At 58.9% G+C, this 2,355-nt stretch carries 2 protein-coding genes and 1 pseudogene; all 3 read left to right on the top strand.

Annotated elements, in window-relative coordinates:
• Window positions 1-741: pseudogene (locus EOA32_RS36400) on the top strand (malate synthase G); the annotation flags it as partial.
• A 47-nt stretch (window positions 742-788) separates the two neighbouring features.
• Window positions 789-1,172: a heme-binding protein gene (locus tag EOA32_RS36395; protein ID WP_128374243.1), complete on the top strand. Its 384-nt coding sequence runs from the start codon at window positions 789-791 to the stop codon at window positions 1,170-1,172.
• A 298-nt stretch (window positions 1,173-1,470) separates the two neighbouring features.
• Window positions 1,471-2,355: amidohydrolase (locus EOA32_RS36390; RefSeq protein WP_128374242.1), on the top strand; the 885-nt coding region annotated here is incomplete at its 3' end.

Raw genomic sequence — 2,355 nt, 5'->3', positions numbered from 1 at the left:
TGGATTTCCGCCTATGAGGCGTGGAATGTCGACACCGGGCTCGAATGCGGGCTGGCCGGCCACGCCCAGATCGGCAAGGGCATGTGGGCGATGCCGGATCTGATGGCGGCGATGCTGGAACAAAAGATCGCGCATCCCAAGGCCGGCGCCAACACCGCCTGGGTGCCATCGCCGACGGCGGCGACGCTGCACGCCACGCATTATCACAAGGTCGATGTCCATGCCGTCCAAGCGGCGTTGAAGAGCCGGCCGAAGGCCAAGCTCGATGACATATTGTCGGTGCCGGTGGCTGTGCGGCCGAACTGGACGCCGGACGAGATCCAGCGCGAGCTCGACAACAATGCGCAAGGCATTCTGGGCTACGTCATGCGCTGGATTGACCAGGGGGTCGGCTGCTCGAAAGTGCCAGACATCAACGATGTCGGCCTCATGGAGGACCGCGCCACGCTGCGCATCTCGTCGCAGCACATCGCCAATTGGCTACACCATAAGGTTTGCTCCGAGATTCAGGTGATTGAGACGATGAAGCGCATGGCCGGCGTCGTCGACCGCCAGAACGCGGGCGATCCGCTCTACCGGCCGATGGCGCCCGACTTCGACAGCTCCATCGCCTTCCTCGCCGCCTGCGACCTCGTTTTTAAAGGCCGCGTCCAGCCCAACGGCTACACCGAGCCGGTGCTGCATAAGCGGAGGTTCCAGTTGAAGGCCAGGACAATTTGCGAAAGTGCTGACGATAACTGACATGGCGTACTGAATCTGACAGCCGCCAATATAATCACGCGAGTTCGCTGTCCGCAGCGCAGGAGAGGGGCTTCAAGCCGCTGAGCGTCGCGATCCTCGACGCCGGGGGTCAACTGATCGCGTTCCAGAAGCAGGATGGAGCATCGATGCTCCGCTTTGAGATCGCAACCTGGAAAGCCTTCGGTGCGCTCGCCGTGGGCTCCGGATCGCGCTGGCTCGACAAGGCTTCGGCCGAGCGGCCGCATTTCGTGGCCGGACTTACTGCCGTGTTGGACGGGAAGATCGTTCCCGTTGCTAGTGGAGTTTTGTTCCGCAACGAAGCCGGTGACCTTCTTGGCGCGGAGGTATTAACGGGCGGTACTTCCGACAACGACGAGGCCGCGGCAGTGTATGCGATCGAAAAGACCGGCTTGCCCCCACAGCCGGCATGAGCGGCGGCGATCCCGTTGCTCATTTACCTCCCATTGGGCCTCTTGTGGTCGGCTTCACTGGAGGAGACCTACTCCCATTTCAAGCAGCCCCGCTTTCTGTAGTATACGTTTCAACAGCCGGTGCAGTTTGGCGCCACGCCGACGCGCTCATGTACCACTCTCAGTCCTATCGAGCGGACGGGTTGGCTTGGATTGCTATCCCACGCTCTTAGGAACAGCCTGCGCATAACCGCCGTCCATCTCAGCAGAATGTGGCAAAGTGGTTCCGAAGAATGCATTTCAAAAAGGCTAATGCAGCATGACAAGCATTGAAACTTTCCGGGAACTACAGCGCGAGGCGACCGAGTGGCGCCGCTATCTACATGAAAATCCGGAGTTGGATTATCGGTTGGAGAACACAGCGAGGTTTGTGGCGGAAAAACTGGCTTCGTTCGGCATCAAGCACATCGAGACGGGTATTGCGGAGACTGGCATCGTCGCGTTGATTCAAGGTGAGGGCGGAGACGGTCCGACGATTGGTTTGAGGGCGGATATGGATGCTCTACCGATCGTTGAAGCTTCCAACAAACCCTGGTCGTCGAAAATACCGGGCAATATGCATGCGTGCGGCCACGATGGCCATACGGCCATGCTTTTGGGTGCAGCGAAACATCTGGCCAAAAGCCGAAACTTCAAAGGCACTGTCGCCCTGATCTTTCAACCTGCCGAAGAAGTGGAGCTGCCGTCGGGAGCCCTGAAGATGGTTCAGGAAGGGATTATGGATCGCTTCGGAATATCCCAAGTTTATGGCATGCACATTGCGCCGGGTATCGATATCGGCAAGTTTGGCATCCGCCCCGGTTCAATCATGGGCTCGCAGGATGACTTCGATATCATTGTTAAGGGCACTGGCGGCCATGCGGCCAATCCCCATCGAACCGTTGACCCCGTTGTTATCGCAGCTCAGATCATTGTGGGTCTGCAGGCTTTGGTTTCGCGCAGGACCGACCCTTTGGAATCGCTGGTGATATCCGTCACCAAGCTGAGTGCCGCCCAGGCTTACAATGTCATTCCCGATCAAGTTGCCATCTCCGGAACCGTTAGGGCGCTGGCGTCCACCCTGAGAGACTTCGCCGAGCGAGAGATCGCGGCAGTCGCCCGGGGTATCGCTCAGGGGTTCGGCGGGGATATAGTATTCAAGTAC

Source organism: Mesorhizobium sp. M1A.F.Ca.ET.072.01.1.1 (genome assembly GCF_004023325.1).
In the GTDB taxonomy this organism is placed as follows: domain Bacteria; phylum Pseudomonadota; class Alphaproteobacteria; order Rhizobiales; family Rhizobiaceae; genus Mesorhizobium.
This window is presented reverse-complemented; position numbering and strand designations above follow the sequence as displayed.